Below are 2,960 nucleotides of genomic sequence, written 5' to 3' on the forward strand. Positions count from 1 at the left end.
GCTGCGGGTTTGCAAGATCCTTCCAGAACCTCCCGACGAGGGCTGTGGATAAACTGATCCAAAAGATTGATCGTTTACGTTTATGCAGGTCACAGCAATATCGATCTTTGCCAGAACCTCCCCGTTTCGTCGGCGTGTCAGAGGTTCTGGATGTCGATCAAGATTTAACCGCTTGACAGCCACACGCATCAGCCCCTCGAAGCCTCCCCGGGCATATATCGCCGTCACCTCACCATCATCCGTCGGATACGGACAGGCGCAGGCACAGCCCCCAGGAAGACCGACGATGACAAACCCACCACGGCTACGGATCAACAAACACGGCGTAGCCGTCCCCATCGGCCTGCCGAGCCGACCTGAACGGGCTCACGCACCCACCGCCTCCGCCCCAGCCATCAGCTGCCCCAGCACCGGCAACGGCTTGTTGGCCTCGGCCGCAGCGAGCCCATCCCAGCGCAGGGCCTCGGTCTCAACCGCCGGCAGGTGCGATCGCCGTGGCCAACCGCACCGCGGGATGTGGATTGCCCAGCAGGTCCGCCCCGCAGCCGCAGCCGCCCCGCAGCCGCCGTCGGCACATCGCAAGCCCAGCGCATCCTCTACCGCCGTGCGCTGTGCCCCCTCGGTGACCTCCCCGGCTGGCGCGCACCAGCCACGCCCCGAGCGGCGAGATGATCTGATGGTGCCGGTGCCGCATGGAACCGCTCGACATACCGCAGCACCGCCTCGACCAGGTCCATCACCGTCACCGACCTTCTGCTCTCCGGTCGCATCGAGCATCGCCGCGTGTATTTTCACGCGCGCGTGATGGATGTCGAGCGCGCGTGATCCCATCACGCGCGGCGCGTGTACACGCGGGACCGGCCCTCGCCGTCGGCGACGAGAGGACCGTCCCCTCCGGCGAGGCGGCGTAGCAGTCGGGACGCCTGATCGGGGGACAGCGAGCACAGGTTGGCCGCCTCACCGCGGGTGATCTGGCCATGAACATCCACGTATTTGATCACCATCTGTTCCTGCTGCGCCTGGTCGAACCCGTGGACCCGCACGTAGGCGGCGGGTTCGCGAAGCTCGCGGTAGACCGCCGCGGTGAGATGCCAGGTGCGGCCCTTCCCGCCGCCGCGGGCTTCGACCAGACCCCGGTCGACCATCCGCGCGAGTTGTCGGCGAGCCTCCGCCTCGCCCACCTGCAGCACGGCGGCAACCTCCTCGGTACGAAGCCGGCCGTGGTGTAGCAAATCGGTGACGATCTGCAGGTCCGGCAACATCAGCGGCTGGCCCTGGTGCTCCTGGCCGACGACGTAACGAATGAGCGAAAGATCTGCCTTGCCGCCTGGGAGCAGCACCGCGACAGAACTATCGGTAGACCGCGTGTAGTCCGGCGGGCTGTGACCGAAACGCAGCTGCTCAGCAAAAATCCGGTTGATCCCACGACCGGTCCGCTCGACGATTCCCGCCCGTTTGAAAGCGTCGGCGATCCGCGGGTTGCGGGGGCGCGGTGACGCGACGAGGAAGTTGTCAACAGTGATCCCAGCCGGGAAGCCCCCGGGATTCGTGATCTCCAACTGCTCGTCCTGCCACTGGACGTGGACCGCGCCTCGGGCGGTGTAGTCCCGGTGGATCAGTGCGTTGGCAAGCGCCTCGCGGTAGGCCGTCTCCGAGTAGGCGGGAACGCTGACCCGGAGGAGGCCGAACTGGATCTCCTGCTCGGAGTTGCGGGCCCGGAACCGTGTGAGGAGCTCCTCGGCCAGGCGGAACAGCGGCCAGGCGAAGAAGTCGTTCACCTGGACCGCCAGGCCCCGCAATGCCTGGAAGGCCGCTTCGTGGGTCGGGCAGTAGCGGCGGATCGCCTCCTCCCGACCGAACAGGAGCAGCGCACCCGCACAGACCGCGGTTGCGCCACCTCGCTGCTCAAGCAGGCCGAGAGCACGTGCGATATCTTGATCGTCCAGCTCGGCAAGCACCCGGTCGCCGTAGCCGGCGGATTCTCGGATCAGTCGACGGAACCGCTCGAATTCCAGCGGATCCAGGTCGTTCCAGCCCGCGTCGGGTACGGGAAGCACCGAGTAGTCCAGCGCTCCGCGGTCGATCTCGTGCGCGAGCATCTCATGCGCGTGGACCGGTACACAGGTTGGCTTGCCGTCACCTCCGATGGCCCGCCGCTGATACATCCCGCGGGTAGTACCGACGATGCGCGGGCTGTTTTCCACCTGGACGCACAGGACCGGTGTCCCCTCGACCTCGACCGTGGAGACGGAGGTCTGCACGGGTGGCTGCGTCGAATTTGCGATGAGTGCCTGAAGCCGCTGCGGCTCCGTCCGATCGCCGTGCCGAGGCCGTGCGCCGGTGATCACGCCGGAGTCCTCAACTCCGAGGAGCAGCACACCGCCACGGCCGTTGGCGAGACAGACCACCGCCTCGATCAGCTCACGGTCGCCCAGGGACTGGCGTTGTTCACTCTTGAACTCGACCGACAGCGTCTCGCCACCGTCGATCGCCGCACGGACCGCTGCCGCGTCGATCGGCGAGAAGGAGAGAAAGTGGCTGACCATCGAACCCCTCCTCGCTGGCTGCCGCTGGTCTGATCTTGCAGGCGTCAGATTACCTCTGCACCTCAGCCGCCGAACCGTCACGCCCTGGCAGGCCGGTCCGGTAGCAACGCCCAGACCACGAGGTGGGTGACGCGGCCATCCGACCGGGCTCGCGGCGTTTGGCACGCAGCGCAGCTGCGTATTCGGCCCAGTCAGCGGGCTTGCTCGGGTGAGCCAGGTCCAGATACCGCAGCCACGCCCGCAGGCTGCGGAACATCACAGTTACTGCCAGCAGGAGCGAGCCGCGACGGTAGCCCCTAAGCCGGATCTACGCACCCATGCGGTGTAAGTCCTGGTCCGTCACCGACGGGTGGAGTCCCAGCGACCGAATGTTACGACTTACTTGAACGTAGCTCGCGTGACAATACGTGGCCT

General features: G+C 66.4%; 2 protein-coding genes. Both read right to left on the reverse strand.

All coding sequences use genetic code 11. The annotated features are described in order from the left end of the window. Positions 1-596: 596 nt before the first annotated feature. Positions 597-746, reverse strand: a complete 150-nt coding sequence (locus tag MJ777_RS22630; protein WP_239345797.1) for a hypothetical protein — start codon at positions 744-746, stop codon at positions 597-599. Between the two features lie 84 nt (positions 747-830). Next, positions 831-2,546, reverse strand: a complete 1,716-nt coding sequence (locus MJ777_RS22635; RefSeq protein WP_239377739.1) for an ATP-binding protein — start codon at positions 2,544-2,546, stop codon at positions 831-833. Positions 2,547-2,960 lie beyond the last annotated feature (414 nt).

The sequence above is a fragment of the Protofrankia sp. Cj5 genome, from assembly GCF_917627405.1.
In the GTDB taxonomy this organism is placed as follows: Bacteria; Actinomycetota; Actinomycetes; order Frankiales; family Frankiaceae; genus Protofrankia.

What these genes read in the sequence shown, in the direction of transcription:
- MJ777_RS22635 (WP_239377739.1), bottom strand. Translation starts at nt 2,546, where the DNA reads ATGGTCAGCCACTTTCTCTCCTTCTCGCCGATCGACGCGGCAGCGGTC.